Below are 16,457 nucleotides of genomic sequence, written 5' to 3'. Positions count from 1 at the left end.
GCAATGTCGGGCCTGAGGCGTCGGTTAGCCGATGTAAGCTTTGTATTCGGCCTCGGTCATGAGGTCGTCGAGCGCAGACATATCGTCCACTTTCATCTTAAAGAACCATGCATCGCCAAGCGGGTCATCGTTTACTTTACCGGGGTCTTCGGCAAGTGGTTCGTTCACTTCGACGATTTCACCATCGAGCGGCGCAAGAATGTCTGAGGCCGCTTTAACAGACTCAATCACCACAACTTCGTCGTCTTTGGAGACGGTTGTGCCCTCGTCGGGAAGTTCGATAAAGACAACATCGCCAAGGGCGGTTGCCGCATGTTCCGTGATGCCAACAACGACGAGGTCGTCCTCAACGCGGAGCCATTCGTGTTCTTCGGTAAATTTAATATCGTTAGCCATGTGAGGTGTCCCTTTTTGGATGGGGTTAGCGTTTATAGGTTGAGGGGCGAAACGGCATGTCAGTGACATGAACAGGTAGGCGCTTACCACGCAGTTCCGCAAAAACTTCGGTGCCGGATGCACTTAGCTCGATGGGCAGATAGCCCATGGCAATTGGGTGTTCGAGTGAGGGGGCAAAGCCACCAGACGTGATGACGCCAATCTGGTCCGCACTGTCTTGGCTCGCGAAGAGGGGCGTGCCTTCACGCATCGGCGCGCGACCCTGTGGCAATAGGCCAACACGCAATCGTGTGGGCGCGCCGTCCAGTTCGGCCAGAATACGCGCCTCTCCGGCAAACCCACCCGCGCGCGCGCCGTCAGTACGGCGCACTTTTTGAATGGCCCATGCGATATTGCCCTCGGCGGGTGAGGTGGTGGTGTCGATATCGTGACCATAGAGGCAAAGACCCGCCTCAAGGCGCAAACTGTCGCGCGCGCCAAGACCAATTGGGGCAACCTCGTCCATATCACAAATCGTATGCGCAAAGGCCTCGGCGGCGTCCGCAGGTAGCGAGATTTCAAACCCGTCCTCGCCAGTGTAGCCAGAGCGCGAAATCCACCACTCGGTGCCGTCCACATCTATGCGGTGACTGTCCATAAACCGCATCTCGGTTACGGATGGAACGAGGCGCGACAAGGCCGTTTCGGCACTCGGGCCTTGCAACGCCAAAAGCGCGCGGTCGGTGATTTCGCTCACCGTCACATGCGCGGGCAAGTTTGCTTTGAGGTGTGCGATGTCCTCAGATTTACACGCCGCATTCACCACAAGAAAAAGGGCGTCACCTGTGTTGGCGATCATCAAATCATCTAGGATTCCACCCGCCTCGTTTGTGAACACGCCGTAGCGTTGACGCCCCGCCGCGATCCCCGTGATCGACACGGGCACAAGCGCCTCGAGAGCGAGGCACAATGCCTCAAGACCCTGATCCGACGTCAACATGACCTGGCCCATGTGACTAACATCGAACAGGCCCGCCGCAGCACGCGTATGCAAGTGCTCTTTCATCACGCCAAGCGGATATTGCACGGGCATATCATACCCCGCAAACGGCACCATTTTAGCCTGCTGGGCAATGTGGAAATCATAAAGTGGGGTTTTGTTTAGAGCCGTCATGTCATCCTCTTTCCGACCTCTTCAGGTCGTTCTCGCCGGTGACAAATCAACCGACATCACGACAAGGAAATCCCTGCCCGATGCCCCCTCTGTCCTGTGCGCCTGAGATCGTTATCCCTTCGGCGGATGCGCGCGGCACCTCTCTCCAGAGTTTTGACCTCGCGAAGGTCCATTTGCCTGAGAGTTTACCGGGGCGGTTGCTCCTTCGGCACGGGGGATTACACCCTTCCGTTCTCCCAACGCGAGATATTTTGCGGACGTTATGCGAGCCTCAGATTCGGGGCAAGGGCCAAGTGCGCCTCGGCAAACCAAAGAACACAAAACCCGTCCAATGCGCATGCGGCATAGACGGGTTTGTGTAGACTTAGACCAAACGTCGCTTGGTTATTTCAGCGCAGGCGCCTTTTGCAACAACGGCATGACGTTCGACATGTCAGGGCCGCGTTCCATCCCCGTCACAGCCTTACGCAGCGGCATAAATAGACCTTTGCCTTTACGGCCCGTGGCATCTTTGACGGCGGTGGTCCACTCTTTCCACGTGTCCAATGTGTAGGGATGCGCAGGAAGCATGGTGAAGGCTTCGGTGATGAAATCCGTGTCCTCATCGTCGATAAGCGGCGTCGCCCCATCGCGAAACAACTCCCACCAACCAGCCATGTCAGCCTTTACGGTGATGTTTTCGCGCACAACGGTCCAGAATGCTTCGGCCTGAACAGCGGGCACACCAAGCGCCGCAACCTCGTCTTTCACATCAGAGAACGGGCGCGTGTGGTTGACTTGTGCCGACAAGGGCAACAAATCTTTTGGGTCGAACTTTGTCGGGGCAGAGCCAAAAGACGCCACATCGAACCCGTCGATCAACTCGTCCATCGTCGCGCGCAACTCCACGGGCTGAGACGAACCGAGACGCGCCATCAACGACAAAAGCGCCATTGGCTCGATCCCTTGGGCGCGCAGATCACGCAACGACAAAGTGCCAAGACGTTTGGACAGCGCTTCGCCCTCAGGGCCAGTCAACAACGAGTGGTGCGCAAAGGTCGGCACTGTGCCACCGAGCGCTTTGATGATCTGGATTTGTGTGGCCGTATTGGTGACGTGATCGGACCCGCGCACAACATTGGTGATGCCGTAATCGATATCGTCGCAAACGGACGCGAGCGTGTACAAAAACTGACCGTCAGCGCGGATCAAAACCGGATCGGACACGGACGCCGCATCAATCGACAGGTCGCCCAAAATGCCATCGGTCCACTCAATGCGTTCTTGGTCCAGTTTGAACCGCCACACCCCATCGCCGCGCTCGGCACGCAGCTTGGCTTTCTCGTCATCCGACAGCGTCAGATGCGCGCGGTCGTACACAGGCGGCTTGCCCATGTTGAGTTGTTTTTTACGCTTGAGGTCCAATTCGACGGGCGTCTCGAAACACTCGTAGAACCGACCACTGGCGCGCAATTCGTCGGCCGCCTGATTATAGCGATCAAGGCGCTCGGACTGTTTTTCCACGCGGTCCCACGTCAGGCCAAGCCATTCGAGGTCTTCCATGATCGCATCTGCATATTCCTGTTTCGAGCGCTCGGGATCGGTGTCATCCAAACGCAAAATAAACTGGCCGCCGCTTTTGCGGGCGATGAGGAAGTTAAAAAGCGCGGTGCGCAAGTTGCCGATGTGGATATAGCCCGTAGGCGACGGGGCGAAACGTGTGACGGTCATGACGATCTCCTGTTGCCGCTTGCTCTTTCATATCGCGCGCAAAGAGTCCATATCGGGAAGGCTCCGTTCATAAGGTTACCCCATGTCTGATACCGTGATCCAAACACCGCTTGATGCACTTGCGCCCGACCTGGATCAGGTCGAGGATATTGCGCGCGCGACGATGTCCGCACTACCGCCCGCGTTCAAGGTTCTAGCCTCACAAATTGCGCTGTCCGTGATGGATTTTGCGCCCGAGGATTTGCTCGGCGAGATCGGCATCGAAGACCCGTTTGAGTTGACGGGACTTTATACTGGCATTCCCTTGACCGAAAAATCGGTAATGGATCAGGCCACGGCACCCGACACCATATGGCTATTTCGCCGTCCGATATTGGACGAGTGGGTGATGCGTGGGAATGTAACGCTTGAACAGATGGTTGCACATGTCACCATCCATGAGTTGGCGCATCATTTTGGATGGTCTGACGACGATATCGCAACCATCGATAAGTGGTGGACAGTGGACTGATCTCAAAACTACGCTACACTCACATGCAATAATCTTAATGCGATGCATGTTCTGGGAGGACGCACAATGAAATCACCCTACCTCAACCGCCGGACGTTTTTAAGCTCAATAGCCGCGGCACCTGTTGCCGCCAGCCTTCCCTCCTCGCTATGGGCGCAGACGACACAGACACATACATTCAAACTCGGCGCTTTCGAAGTGACCACACTTCTGGCTGAAAACCGTCCCGTACCCAACCCGCACAACATTTTCGGGATCAACGTCTCAGAGGAGACGTTTAACAAAGCCGCCACTGACAACGGTCTGAACCCTGCACAAGCCGATTTCTATTTCACACCCACTTTGGTCAACACGGGTGCAGAGTTGATCCTGTTCGACACGGGCACCTCGGTCGATGCCATTACAAGCGCACTGGCCGCAGCGGGTCACACACCGTCCGATATCAATCGCGTGGTCATCACCCACATGCATGGCGATCATATCGGCGGGATCGGAGATGGTGGCGCGCTCACGTTCGAAAGCGCTTCGCTCGTGACAGGGTCAGCGGAAATGGATCACTGGGATTTCTCGGGTGACGAGGGATTCGAGGGCAAGATCAGGCCCCTTCAGGATCGCTTCGATCTGCTCGATGATGGTGGCGAAGTTGTCTCGGGGATCACGGCCCTGTTCGCTCCCGGCCACACGCCCGGCCATATGGCGTATCATCTTGAAAGCGAGGGGCAACGTTTGGTACTTGGGGCTGATTTTGCCAACCATCACATCTATTCACTTGCTCATCCGGATTGGGAAATGCTGTTCGATGCCGATAAGGCGCAGGCCGCTGCGACCCGCCGCTCTATGCTCGACATGATGGCGACAGATCAGGTGCCGCTTATTGGGTATCACATGCCATTTCCCGCACATGGAATGGTCGAGAAAAGCGGCGATGGCTTCACTTTTGTGCCGCTCGCCTGACCAACTCGGGACGGCATGAAAGACAAAAGCCGCACGTACGATACGTGCGGCTTTCTTATTTGAATTTCATTCAAATCATGCTACGGTGGATTGTACCTTCGCCTGCACATCCAAACGCACCATCGTTTGGTTCAGCAAGATGTAGGCAATCTCGCCAAAAGTAGCGGGACCGGTGAACGAGCCGGTGACTTTGCCTTCGAGCTCTCCATAAAGGTAGTTGAGGATACAGTTGCACGACAGTTCTTTGGTCCCGTTACCTGTGGCATTGGCGGCGAAAACCTCAGCGTATGCGCCTGGCGATTTGGCAAGGCGGTATTCTACACCGGACACGACAGGTGCATAAAAATCGACGCCTTTGGCAGGGTCTACGGCTTGGAACGACACATTTACCATGGCACCTGCATAATTGGCGACCAAGGGAAGTTGGGTGTCGATTTTATTGTCGGCGATATAGGCTGCGAGATCGACATCTTTGCCGTTCACCTTCGCGACTTTCGCCGAGAATCCGTCCGTGTCAAACTCAATGAGATCGGCGGCCTCGTCCTGCTCGAAGAGATTGAGAATATCGATCGTTGCAACCTTATCGGCGGCGATTTCGACGTGCAGCAAAGCGGCACCCTCGTCATATGCTTCACCAGTTGCACCGTCGAAAACTTTGGGCGTGACTTTGCCAACGTCGTCAAGGTGCACACCTGTGACCCACCCCATCAATGGCTGATCAAAGAGGCCGGAGAATTCCGTGCCGTGAATAGCGAATTCTTCGTGCGCTTTCGAGAAGGCCGGGATCAGAATCATCGACATGCCGTTGTCAAAACGGTTCATGGTCAGGTCTTTTAAATCTTCGCCCGCATAGATCACGGCGCGCGCGTCCGTCGCACCCTCGATTTCCGTCACGAACACATTTTCCCGATCTACTTTTCCACCTTCATCGGTGACGAAGTAGACGGAGGTGCCGCCGATCCATTTACCCTTGGGCAGTTGCCCCAGTGCCTCTTGGGACCCTGCGGCCACCAATACGGCACCGCTCTCAATTTTCTCGGCCGCTTGTGCGACAGTCATCATCATATTTTTCATAGCGGTATCCTTTAGAAGAGGCCGATGTCGGCTTGAGCGAATGCGTTTTTCTCAAAGTAAGCGCGCAAATCACCAATTTTGGCGGTTAAGTCAGCGGGCACATTTCTAACTTCGCGGCGCAGCCGCGTGATGAGAATTTTAGTCGCCAAAGAGGCGGCCGAAAGATCAGTTTCTGATTGTAAGACACGTGTCCAACGGGGATCTGTTGCAGGGGGGACCATATTTAACTCCAAATTAGGTTCAGCGCGCGTTGCTCCCTGCACTAACCTCACAAGCTTTCCGGTAGGTTAAGGCCCCAAACAATAAGTTTTCATTGGTTAAATTGACGTAAGGAGCGCCGATCGCGTGATTTGCATCAAGGCTGTTTTCACTATCTCGTGTATCATCTGATATTAGAATCGTAGACGAAAGGTGAGTGATGATGGCCGCTATCATGACAGTGACGTTGAACCCGACCGTCGACCTGTCCACCAGTGCACCCAAGATTGAGCCCGGGCCTAAATTGCGCTGCGCTGCGCCCGTGGCTGATCCTGGAGGCGGCGGCATCAACGTATCGCGTGCGATCAATTTCTTGGGTGGTGACAGCACCGCTTTCATTGCTACTGGCGGCGACACAGGAGCAAAGCTCTTGCGGCTATTGGCGCACGAGCATGTCCGGTTCACTGCCTTTTGCGTGGCAGGCGAGACCCGTCAGTCCATCGCAGTTACCGATGAGCAATCAGGAGCGCAATATCGGTTTGTCATGCCCGGACCTGAATGGACGGATGAAATGGCACATGATGCGCTCCACGCGATTGAGGCCGCCGCCCCTGCAGGCGGAATTGTTGTTCTTTCGGGTTCGCAACCGCCTGGTGTCGCGATCGATTTTCCTGCGCGCCTCGCCCAATGGCTGGCCCCGCGCGGCGATCGTTTGTTTATCGATACATCGGGCGCACCGTTGAATGAATTGGCCGCGCGCCCCGCTGAACCCTTTGTCTTGCGTATGGATGATATCGAGGCAGAGGATTTGGCCAAAGGACCCCTGCCTACCCGCGCGGCTACCGCCGACTTCGCGGCTCAACTCGTCGCACGCGGAGCGGCAAAAAACGTCATTATTGCACGCGGATCTGATGGATCGACCTTGGTGAACAAAGACGGGCGTTGGCATTGCTCACGCGCCATAGACCCCGCTCAAGTCGTCTCTGCCGTTGGTGCAGGCGATAGCTTTGTCGGGGCGTTTTGCATGGCATTGGCGCGCGGCGAAAGTCTGTGCGAAGCGCTGCGCTTCGGCACGGCCGCAGCCTCCTCCGCCGTGATGACGGCAGGAACGCAGTTGTGCGACGCCGCGGATGTGACGGCGCTGTTGCCCGATTGCGAATTGATTGACGTGTAAGCCTTAACTCGGGTCGCGCCATCCATTGACGATGGGATAGCGACGATCAAGCCAAAACGCCGCATGGGTCAGGCGCGGACCAGGTGCGGATTGAAACCGTTTGTATTCGGAAATGTAGAGCAAGTGCTCCACCCGTTTCACGATATCACGTTCGAACCCCTTGGCCACGAGATCGGCCACGCTTTCGTCACGATCCACAAGCCCCTCAAGGATCGCATCGAGCACCTCATAGGGCGGCAAGCTGTCATCATCACGTTGGTCAGGGCGCAACTCCGCTGATGGCGGCTTGTCGATGATCGACACGGGGATGACCTCGCCTTCTGGTCCCATCATCCAATCGCGGTGATTGGCGTTGCGCCAACGACATTGCTCAAACACACGGGTTTTGTAGAGGTCTTTGATCGGGTTATAGCCGCCGTTCATATCACCGTAGATCGTGCAGTATCCTACCGCAACTTCGGATTTATTACCCGTGGTCAAAAGCATTGAACCAAACTTGTTAGACAGCGCCATCAGCAACAGACCGCGTAGACGTGACTGGAGGTTTTCCTCCGTCAAATCATCCTCATAGCCCGCAAACAGCGGCGCAAGTGTGTCTGTGATCGCGTCACGCCCTGTGGAAATCGGCACAAAATCATAGCGACACCCAAGGCGCTCGGCGATGTCTTTGGCATCCTCAAGCGAGCCTTGCGAGGTGTATTCAGAGGGAAGCATCACACAGTGGACATTGTCGGGGCCAAGCGCATCTGTGGCGATGGTGGCGACAATGGCGCTATCGATCCCGCCCGACAGGCCAAGCACCACTTTCTTGAACCCTGTTTTACGCAGATAATCACGCAAGGCCTCAACCATCACGCGGTAATCTTGTTCCCATGCGTCAGGTTGAGGAACGATTTCGCCATCCAGTGCGACCCAACCATCCGCGTCTTTGACAAAATCAACGTGGCGGATGCATTCGTCAAACGCGGGGAGAATGTGGGCGGGTTTGCCATGGCGGTTGAGGACGAACGAGCCACCGTCAAACACCTGATCATCTTGGCCGCCAACCATATTGAGATAGACGAGCGGCACATCATTTTCTGTGACACGGGCAACCATGTGGCTCAGGCGCACATCGAATTTGTTGCGAAAATATGGCGAGCCGTTGGGTACGATGAGAATTTCGGCACCACTTTCGACTTGGGCTTCGGCGACATCCTCGTGCCACGCGTCCTCACAAATTGGCGAACCGATCCGCATAGGACCAACGGCATACGGTCCCTCAAGCGGACCTTCGGCAAACAGGCGCTTCTCGTCAAAGACGTTGAAGTTGGGCAGGCGGTGCTTGCGCAGCACTTGCTTCACCTGACCCTCGGCCAAAATCCAATACCCGTTGTAAAGCGCATCAGAGTAAGCATAAGGCGCGCCCACAGCCATGGCAGGACCATCTAGCGTGAGGGCCGCCAATTCCTCCATCTTCGCCATAGCGGCATTCACCAACGCGGGCTTTTTCACCAAATCTTGCGGCTGGTATCCGATCAAAAACAATTCGGGAAATACGACATAATCCGATCCCGCAGCCTTACCCGTTGCGTAAGCGGCACGCACGGCATCTGCGTTTTTGTCGATCGCCCCCACAACTGGGTTCAATTGCGCCATGGTCAAACGGAATTTTTCGGTCATCTCGCACGCCTTTGCTTTGTTACGTTTGGGTTTATCAGACTGTGCGGCAAGGGAAAGCCGATCACGGCAAAAACATTTGCTCATGACGCAAGACACCTTTAGGCTTGCGCCAACGAAAAGACCCGACAGCCAAAACGGCGCGCAGTGCGATACGGGCGAGACCCAGATATGAGGTAAGACAGGTGAAACGCTCGATACTTCTCACATCCGCGACCTTAATGGGTGCCGTGCTTTCCCTCACCGTATCCCCACTTTACGCTCAAGACGCCGGCGAGGTCATCACCCGCCAAAATGATCAGGGTGGCATTTATGAGGGAACGTTCAAGGATGGCGTTCAACATGGCGTTGGCTCCTACCGCCTCCCGTCAGGGTTTGAATACACGGGCGAATGGGTCGAGGGCGAAATCGTAGGCGAAGGCCTCGCACGCTATCCTGATGGCTCGGTGTATGAAGGTGCCTTTGCAAAGGGCAAGCCACACGGGTTCGGAAAAATCACCTATGCCGATGGCGGCACGTACGAGGGCGATTGGGTCGACGGCGAAGCCACGGGGTCTGGAACCGCCACCTATGCCAACGGTGTGACCTATGAGGGCGGCTTTCTTGCGGCAAACCATCACGGCCAAGGTCGCATGCAAAGCCCGTCTGGCTATGTCTACGAGGGCGCATGGGTCAATGGCGTCAAGCAAGGCAAAGGCACAATCACATATCCCGAGGGTGCCACATACGTGGGCGAGTTGGCGAACGATCAACGCGAGGGCGTGGGCCTCTTGACCATGCCGGGCGGCTTAGTGTTCGATTGTACATGGGTCGACAACCAATGCAACGGAACGGGCACAATTACCCAACCCAATGGTGATATATACACGGGCAACCTCAATGACGGCAAGCGCGAGGGGGCTGGCAAAGTCACCTACGCCAACGGCGACATCTATGAGGGTGCATTTGTAGATGACAAACGCCACGGTATCGGCACCTACACCGGCACAGATGGCTACACCTATCAAGGTCAATGGACCCAAGGGCGCATTGAGGGGAATGGACGCGTCACTCACCCCGATGGCTCTGTTTATGTCGGCGAATTCCTTGACGATCTCAGTCACGGCAAGGGCATGATCACCTACCCATCGGGCACGACCTATCAGGGCGATTGGCAATACGGTATTATCGAAGGCACAGGAATGGCGAAATATGCCAATGGCCTGATCTATGAAGGCGCGTTTAAAAACGCCCGCAATCACGGCATAGGCAAAATGACCTATACAGACGGGTTCATCTACGATGGCATGTGGGTTGATGGCGTACGCGAAGGCACCGGCAAAGCGACCTACGCCGACGGTACAGCATATGAGGGCGATTTCGTTGCGGGCCGCCGCGAAGGACAAGGCACCGCCATTATGCCGTCAGGCTTCACGTACACGGGCGCATGGGCTGATGGCGAATTCAATGGCATGGGCAAAGCCACCTATGCCAACGGTGACATTTACGAGGGTATGTTTGTCGACGGCAAACGCCAAGGCACGGGCACAATCACTTATGCCACGGGCGAGGTTGCAACGGGGGAATGGGCCGACGGCGCGTTGATATCCAAAGCCGCCGAAACTGCGCCTGAGGATGACACCCCGCCCGCCCCCACCCAATAGGCGCGCGGATCATTACACTGGCTCGCCACGAGACAAACGGTCCAAAACCACCTCAGCCTCTTGCAATACGGTTGCGCATTTTTCGTCGTCCATCCGGTCCCACGTGCGGTACATCTGCGCCATACGCGGATTGCGCGCGAACCTATCGCGGTGGCGATCCAGAAAATGCCAGTACAAGAGGTTGAACGGGCATGCCCCCTCACCCGTTTTGGTCGCAACCTTATAATGGCATCCCTTGCAGTAATCGGACATCTTATTGATGTAATTTCCGCTTGAGATGTAGGGTTTTGACGCAATGATCCCACCATCTGCAAACTGGCTCATGCCGACCGTATTGGGGGCTTCGACCCATTCGAATGCATCCGCATAAACAGCAAGATACCATTCGTGCACCTCATAGGGCGCAATGCCCGCCAAAAGCGCAAAGTTACCTGTCACCATCAGGCGCTGAATGTGGTGGGCATAGGCATCGGCACGCGTTTGCTCGACCGCGCGCGACATACAATTCATCTTGGTCTTAGCTCCCCAATACAGGGGCGGCAAAGGTCGATGGTGATCAAGGGCGTTGCGGTGCGTGTAGTCCGGCCCTTCGAGGATATAAAGCCCACGCACATATTCACGCCAACCGATGATTTGCCGTATAAACCCTTCGGCAGAATTGAGCGGCACATCACCGGCGCGGTAACGTTTTTCAACCTCACGACATAGCTCCAACGGGTCCAGCAACCCTATATTGATATAGGGGGAGAGGACCGCGTGGTGCAAAAACCGGTCGACCTCCAACATCGCATCTTGATAGGTGCCAAAGTCAGCAAGATGATGATCCAGAAAATGCGCCTGCGCCGCGCGTGCATCCGCGCGTGTGACCGCAAACCAAAAGGGATGCAAATCGCCAAAGTTTTTCCCGAACCGCGCCGCCACCAGTTCAAGCACGTCTTTCGTAACATCATCAGGCTCAAACTGTGGTGGCCCTTTGGCAAACAAATCGACTTGCGCGGGCTTGCGATTGTCGTGGTCGAAATTCCACTTTCCCCCACACGGCGCATCCCCGTCCATCAACAAACCCGTTTTACGGCGCATGTCGCGGTAAAAGTACTCCATGCGCAGCGCCTTGCGCCCCTGTGCCCAAAGCGCGAATTCGGGCTCTGCCGCTATGAACCTGTGATCTGGCAATTGACGGATCGGGATCGCGCTTTCCTCTGCCTCAAGACGCAATCGCCATTCTCCCGCTTGCGTCATCACGATCTCATTTGCGCCGTGCGTTTGGGCATAGCGGCGCGCCTCGCCGTAGAGGCTATGGGTGTTATCTGGGTCATCCAGTTTGGTGTAGGCAACGCGCCACCCCAAGTCGCGCAACTCAATCGCAAAATGGCGCATCGCGGCAAAGATCAGCGCAATCTTTTTGGGATGGTGCGCGACATACTCCGCCTCGGCACAGACCTCGGCCATGACCACAAGATCGGTGTCCCTATCGGCGTCTTTGAGCGACGAGATATCCGGTGACAGTTGATCGCCTAAAATCAGAACGACACGGCTCACCACGCAACCTCATCGCCACGCCAGTCGTAAAATCCACCTGACTGATTGACGCTCAATCCCGCAAGAACCCCGAGAAGGTTTTGCGCGGCCTCGTCGGGGGAGACGGTCGGATGGCTGGCCTGATAATGCGCCGTAAACTTGGTCGCGACCGTGCCCGGATGATAGGAAATAAGACAGGCCTGTTTGTGGGTGCGCGCCAATTCTATCGCGGCCGTGTGCACGATCTGGTTGGTTGCCGCTTTTGCGGCGCGGTAAGCATACCATCCGCCCATCTTGTTGTCACCAATTGAGCCAACCCGCGCTGTGAGAACCGCCACATGAGCGGGCTTGCTGCGCGACAACAGACGCGGTAATTGACGCAAGATAAGGGCCGGACCAATTGTGTTGACCGCGAACTGATCCGCGAGGGCCGCAGCTGTCAGAGCTTTGAGCGACTTCTCGGGCGGATGCCCCGCACCGTCGAGTTTTCCAGTCGCAACAATAACACGATCAAATGGCCCGCTGAGCGCGGCGAGCGCGTCACCTACACTGTCAGGTCGGCTAAAGTCGAAGTCGCCAGCCGCACGCGACAGCCGTGTCACAGCATCGCCTTGAGCCTCCAAACGCGCCGCAAGCGCGGCACCGATGCCCCCCGATGCGCCGATAATAAGTGATGTCATACTGCTCCCCTTTGTATCCATACGCATCGCGCGCCCGAAAAGTTCACTTTTGGGGGTTTTATTTAAAAATGGCGCGCTTATAGTCAGGCCCATGATGAAGGTAACACATATCCACGATCCAAACGCGCGCATCAGCGCAGGCTGTGGCCGTGCGCGCCTTCTACTCCTTAGCTGCCTCTGAGCGTGCCGTCGGCGCGATGCTCAGAGGTTGAACTTTGCGCCGCCCCCATCCACGCAAATCCATAGCTAAGGACACGATCCGATGATCCCCATAAACCTTGCGCAAAAACTTGCGCTGTTTGACACCCATTGGGACCCAAAAGTCATTGCCGATTACAATGACAACGAGGTCATGGTTGTGAAATTTCAGGGTGAATTTCCATTTCACATGCATGAGACCACCGATGATTTCTTTCTCGTGCTTGAGGGAGAAATGATCATGGAGTACGAAGGCGCCGATCCGGTCACGGTCCGCGCAGGCGAACTGGTCATTGTCCCAAAGGGCCAAGTCCACCGACCCCGCGCCGACACGGAGGTCAAAGTCCTCCTGATCGAGCCAAAAGGCGAACCCAATTCGGGCGATAGCGGCAAGACGCCCGCGCCTAAAACACGTATTTGAACGAGGCACGATATGTCTGACCAAGTCCTGATTTTCGACACGACACTGCGTGACGGCGAGCAATCCCCCGGCGCAACGATGAGCCACACTGAAAAACTCGAAATAGCGGGCCTTCTCGACGAGATGGGCGTGGATATCATCGAAGCGGGGTTCCCGATTGCCTCTGAGGGCGATTTCGAAGCTGTCTCCGACATCGCCAAGAACTCCAAGAACTCAGTGATCTGTGGCCTTGCCCGCGCCAGTTTCAAGGATATCGACCGCTGTATGGAGGCCGTGAAACACGCCGCACAGCCACGCATCCACACCTTTATCGGCACCTCGCCGTTGCACCGTGACATCACGGCGCTGAACATGGATGAGATGGCCGACAAAATCCACGAGACAGTGACCCACGCGCGCAATCTTTGCGACGATGTGCAGTGGTCGCCGATGGATGCGATCCGCACCGAGCACGACTATCTGTGCCGCGTCGTCGAAATCGCGATCAAGGCGGGGGCAACCACGATCAACATCCCCGACACGGTCGGCTACACCATTCCGCGCGAAAGCTCGGATATTATCAAAATGTTGCTTGAGCGGGTTCCGGGTGCTGACGAGATCATTTTTGCGACCCACTGTCACAACGACCTAGGCATGGCGACCGCTAACTCGTTGGCGGCTGTTGAGGCGGGTGCACGCCAGATCGAATGCACGATCAACGGTTTGGGCGAACGCGCAGGCAACACGGCCCTCGAAGAGGTCGTGATGGCGCTCAAAGTGCGCAACGACATTATGCCATACGCGACCCGCATCGACACAACCAAGATCATGAACATCTCGCGCCGCGTGGCGCAGGTATCGGGCTTCCCTGTGCAGTTCAACAAGGCGATTGTAGGCAAGAACGCGTTTGCCCACGAAAGCGGTATTCACCAAGACGGGATGCTCAAAAACTCCGAAACCTTTGAGATTATGCGCCCTGCGGATGTGGGTCTGTCGGGGACATCCCTGCCACTTGGCAAGCACTCGGGCCGTGCCGCGCTTCGGGCCAAACTCGAAGAGTTGGGGTTTGAGCTGGCCGACAATCAACTCAAAGACGTCTTTGTGCGGTTCAAAGAGTTGGCTGACCGCAAAAAAGAAGTGTTTGACGATGATCTGATCGCGCTTTTGCGTGATGCTGCGGGTGGTGAGCAAAACGACCGTGTGAAACTCAAATCGCTCAAGGTGGTTTGCGGCACCGAAGGGCCGCAACAGGCAGTTATGATGCTCGACGTTGACGGTGTTGAGAAATCGGCGGACGTCACGGGGGATGGTCCTGTGGACGCGACATTCAAGGCGATCAAAGAGATTTTCCCAATGACCTCGCGGCTGCAGCTCTACCAAGTGCACGCGGTGACCGAAGGCACAGACGCACAGGCTACCGTCTCGGTACGTCTCGAGGAAGATGGCAAGATCGCCACGGGACAGTCGAGCGACACCGATACGGTTGTGGCCTCGGCCAAGGCCTATATCAACGCGCTCAACCGCCTGTTGATCCGCCGCGAAAAATCCGCCCCCGGTGCGGATGTGAAAGAAGTGAAATACACTGACGCAAGCTAACCGCAGCGCGTCGGCAGTCTAACGATAGAGGCGCATCACGTTTGCGCCTCTATTCTTGTGTAAAGACACTGCCCCTGCTGGCGTTTAATCCAATGAGGATCGTTCGTTTCACGCAAAAGTGGCGGCGCTTTGCCGCTTTGCGCGCAACCTTCCCTTTTCCAAGCGCGCAGAGCCACTTATAAGACCTTCGATAACGGGGATTCTCTCCTCGCAGGGATTTTGGACATTAGGGGTATCATGGCGGGTTTTTTGGGACTTTTTTCGGCGGATATGGCGATTGACCTCGGCACCGCGAACACTCTCGTCTACGTCAAGGGCAAGGGCGTGATCCTCAACGAGCCATCCGTAGTGGCCTATCATGTCAAAGACGGGCGTAAACAAGTCCTCGCTGTTGGCGAAGATGCCAAACATATGCTCGGAAAAACACCCGGTTCCATCGAGGCGATCCGCCCGATGCGTGACGGTGTGATTGCCGATTTTGACACCGCCGAAGAGATGATCAAACACTTCATCCGCAAGGTTCATAAGCGCACGACATTCTCCAAGCCCAAAATCATAGTTTGTGTCCCTCACGGTGCCACACCTGTTGAGAAACGCGCTATTCGTCAGTCTGTGATGTCTGCGGGCGCACGCAAAGCGGGCCTGATTGCAGAGCCGATCGCGGCGGCAATTGGTGCAGGCATGCCCATCACCGACCCGACCGGCAACATGGTTGTCGACATCGGCGGCGGGACGACCGAAGTCGCCGTTTTGTCCCTTGGCGACATCGTATACGCCCGCTCTGTGCGCGTGGGCGGCGACCGTATGGACGATGCAATCATCGCGTACCTGCGCCGCCAACAAAACCTGCTGATCGGCGAGGGCACGTCCGAGCGGATCAAAACCACCATAGGCACGGCACGTATGCCCGATGACGGCCGTGGCTTGGTCATGACCATTCGCGGGCGTGATTTGCTCAACGGCGTGCCCAAAGAAATCGAGATTACCCAAGCGCAGGTGGCCGAAGCCCTAGCGGAACCCGTGCAGCAAATTTGCGAAGCGGTCATGCAAGCGCTTGAAACCACCCCGCCCGACCTTGCGGCAGACATCGTAGACCGTGGCGTGATGCTTACGGGGGGCGGTGCATTGCTTGGTGATCTGGATCTGGCCTTGCGTGAGCAGACAGGTCTGGCAATCTCTGTGGCCGATGAGCCGCTCAATTGTGTGGCTCTGGGAACAGGAAAAGCCTTGGAGTTTGAAAAACAACTCCGCCATGTAATTGATTACGACAGCTAAACCTCCGCGCCCAACGCATCGGGCATCGGATCACCACAAAACAAGAGGTGATCGTGGCTAAAGACAGAAACACATCGGACACCTATGTCCGCCCGATCCGGCGCTTGCTGGTCGGGCTTTTGGTGTTGGTCTTTTTGGCAATCTTCGTTCTTTGGCGTATTGATAGCCCGCGTGTCGAGCGGATGCGTGCGAACCTTGTGGACACTATCGTGCCCTCCTTTGAATGGGCCTTGGTGCCCGTGACCAAATTCGTTGGCATGGTTGAGGGATTTCAGAGCTATCAGCGCATTTATGACCAGAACCAAGAGTTGCGGCGCG

At 56.2% G+C, this 16,457-nt stretch carries 15 protein-coding genes, 1 pseudogene and 1 riboswitch; of the genes and pseudogenes, 8 read left to right on the top strand and 8 right to left on the bottom strand.

Annotation, left to right across the window (positions count from 1 at the left end; genetic code table 11):
• Window positions 1-24: 24 nt before the first annotated feature.
• The 3 genes from gcvH to gltX all read right to left on the bottom strand — a co-directional run bounded on the left by gcvH (window position 25) and on the right by gltX (window position 3,259).
• Window positions 25-396, bottom strand: coding sequence for a glycine cleavage system protein GcvH (gene gcvH / locus ACTG34_RS03360; RefSeq protein ID WP_439103606.1), 372 nt, complete (start codon window positions 394-396; stop codon window positions 25-27).
• Between the two features lie 25 nt (window positions 397-421).
• Window positions 422-1,549, bottom strand: coding sequence for a glycine cleavage system aminomethyltransferase GcvT (gcvT, locus tag ACTG34_RS03355; RefSeq protein ID WP_439103605.1), 1,128 nt, complete (start codon window positions 1,547-1,549; stop codon window positions 422-424).
• A gap of 155 nt (window positions 1,550-1,704) precedes the next feature.
• Window positions 1,705-1,798, bottom strand: a riboswitch (glycine riboswitch).
• 135 nt (window positions 1,799-1,933) lie between these two features.
• Window positions 1,934-3,259 carry a glutamate--tRNA ligase gene (gltX, locus tag ACTG34_RS03350; protein ID WP_439103604.1) on the bottom strand — a complete coding sequence of 442 codons (1,326 nt, stop codon included), beginning with the start codon at window positions 3,257-3,259 and terminating at the stop codon, window positions 1,934-1,936.
• A gap of 82 nt (window positions 3,260-3,341) precedes the next feature.
• On the opposite strand from gltX, the gene ACTG34_RS03345 reads away from it, so the two are divergent.
• Both ACTG34_RS03345 and ACTG34_RS03340 read left to right on the top strand, forming a co-directional pair.
• Window positions 3,342-3,770, top strand: coding sequence for a metallopeptidase family protein (locus ACTG34_RS03345; RefSeq protein ID WP_439103603.1), 429 nt, complete (start codon window positions 3,342-3,344; stop codon window positions 3,768-3,770).
• Window positions 3,771-3,836: 66 nt separating this feature from the next.
• Complete coding sequence (locus ACTG34_RS03340) at window positions 3,837-4,724, top strand: MBL fold metallo-hydrolase (protein WP_439103602.1); 888 nt, start codon at window positions 3,837-3,839, stop codon at window positions 4,722-4,724.
• 75 nt (window positions 4,725-4,799) lie between these two features.
• Here the strand turns inward: ACTG34_RS03340 and ACTG34_RS03335 are convergent, their stop codons facing one another.
• Complete coding sequence (locus ACTG34_RS03335; RefSeq protein WP_439103601.1) at window positions 4,800-5,798, bottom strand: DUF6976 family protein; 999 nt, start codon at window positions 5,796-5,798, stop codon at window positions 4,800-4,802.
• Window positions 5,799-5,809: 11 nt separating this feature from the next.
• Window positions 5,810-6,019 carry a hypothetical protein gene (locus ACTG34_RS03330; RefSeq protein WP_439103600.1) on the bottom strand — a complete coding sequence of 70 codons (210 nt, stop codon included), beginning with the start codon at window positions 6,017-6,019 and terminating at the stop codon, window positions 5,810-5,812.
• 200 nt (window positions 6,020-6,219) lie between these two features.
• On the opposite strand from ACTG34_RS03330, the gene ACTG34_RS03325 reads away from it, so the two are divergent.
• Window positions 6,220-7,170 (top strand): 1-phosphofructokinase family hexose kinase, encoded by a 951-nt coding sequence (locus ACTG34_RS03325; RefSeq protein WP_439103599.1) that lies wholly within the window; start codon window positions 6,220-6,222, stop codon window positions 7,168-7,170.
• Window positions 7,171-7,173: 3 nt separating this feature from the next.
• On the opposite strand, the gene ACTG34_RS03320 is transcribed toward ACTG34_RS03325, so the two are convergent.
• Window positions 7,174-8,832 carry an NAD+ synthase gene (locus tag ACTG34_RS03320; RefSeq protein ID WP_439103628.1) on the bottom strand — a complete coding sequence of 553 codons (1,659 nt, stop codon included), beginning with the start codon at window positions 8,830-8,832 and terminating at the stop codon, window positions 7,174-7,176.
• 218 nt (window positions 8,833-9,050) lie between these two features.
• On the opposite strand from ACTG34_RS03320, the gene ACTG34_RS03315 reads away from it, so the two are divergent.
• On the top strand, window positions 9,051-10,472 hold the full coding sequence (locus ACTG34_RS03315; RefSeq protein ID WP_439103627.1) for an MORN repeat-containing protein: 1,422 nt from the start codon (window positions 9,051-9,053) through the stop codon (window positions 10,470-10,472).
• A gap of 12 nt (window positions 10,473-10,484) precedes the next feature.
• Here ACTG34_RS03315 and ACTG34_RS03310 read toward each other — a convergent pair whose 3' ends face one another.
• Window positions 10,485-12,014 (bottom strand): cryptochrome/photolyase family protein, encoded by a 1,530-nt coding sequence (locus tag ACTG34_RS03310; RefSeq protein ID WP_439103598.1) that lies wholly within the window; start codon window positions 12,012-12,014, stop codon window positions 10,485-10,487.
• Window positions 12,008-12,670: an SDR family NAD(P)-dependent oxidoreductase gene (locus ACTG34_RS03305; RefSeq protein ID WP_439103597.1), complete on the bottom strand. Its 663-nt coding sequence runs from the start codon at window positions 12,668-12,670 to the stop codon at window positions 12,008-12,010. The genes ACTG34_RS03310 and ACTG34_RS03305 overlap by 7 nt, the downstream gene beginning before the upstream one ends.
• 262 nt (window positions 12,671-12,932) lie before the next feature.
• Between ACTG34_RS03305 and ACTG34_RS03300 the strand changes: the two genes are divergently transcribed.
• The 4 genes and pseudogenes from ACTG34_RS03300 to ACTG34_RS03285 all read left to right on the top strand — a co-directional run.
• A complete protein-coding gene (locus ACTG34_RS03300; RefSeq protein ID WP_439103596.1) occupies window positions 12,933-13,289 on the top strand; it encodes a cupin domain-containing protein in 357 nt (118 codons plus the stop codon).
• Window positions 13,290-13,301: 12 nt separating this feature from the next.
• Window positions 13,302-14,864 carry a 2-isopropylmalate synthase gene (locus tag ACTG34_RS03295; protein WP_439103595.1) on the top strand — a complete coding sequence of 521 codons (1,563 nt, stop codon included), beginning with the start codon at window positions 13,302-13,304 and terminating at the stop codon, window positions 14,862-14,864.
• Between the two features lie 237 nt (window positions 14,865-15,101).
• Window positions 15,102-16,139: a rod shape-determining protein gene (locus ACTG34_RS03290; protein ID WP_062220077.1), complete on the top strand. Its 1,038-nt coding sequence runs from the start codon at window positions 15,102-15,104 to the stop codon at window positions 16,137-16,139.
• A 53-nt stretch (window positions 16,140-16,192) separates the two neighbouring features.
• Window positions 16,193-16,457: pseudogene (locus ACTG34_RS03285) on the top strand (rod shape-determining protein MreC); the annotation flags it as partial.

It is taken from the genome of Celeribacter marinus (assembly GCF_965656515.1).
In the GTDB taxonomy this organism is placed as follows: domain Bacteria; phylum Pseudomonadota; class Alphaproteobacteria; order Rhodobacterales; family Rhodobacteraceae; genus Celeribacter; species Celeribacter marinus_D.
Note: the sequence above shows the minus strand (reverse complement) of the source record. Positions and strands in the feature narration are given on the sequence as shown.